The following is a 362-nucleotide window of genomic DNA, read 5'->3' on the forward strand; positions in this document are numbered from 1 at the left end:
ATGATACCATTGGTGCGTTTAAAGACCGCGTGATCCACACGTATCACACTGAGGGTGCCGGTGGTGGTCACGCACCTGATATCATTCGTGCTTGTGCTTACCCGAATGTATTGCCTTCATCTACCAACCCAACACGCCCTTACACGCGTAACACGGTTGACGAGCACCTGGATATGCTGATGGTATGTCACCATTTAGATAGTTCTATTCCTGAAGATGTTGCCTTTGCTGACTCAAGAATCCGTAAAGAAACGATTGCCGCCGAAGATATTTTCCATGACCGCGGTGCCTTCAGTATGATTTCCTCCGACTCCCAAGCGATGGGACGTGTCGGGGAAGTGATTACCCGAACCTGGCAAACC

Annotated in this window: 1 protein-coding gene; it reads left to right on the forward strand. The window is 50.0% G+C overall.

Annotated features, from left to right (window positions below):
- Positions 1 to 362 (forward strand): amidohydrolase family protein (locus tag A3761_RS02655; protein ID WP_156491530.1); only part of this gene is annotated, 362 nt, incomplete at both ends.

The sequence above is a fragment of the Oleiphilus sp. HI0123 genome (genome assembly GCF_001635315.1).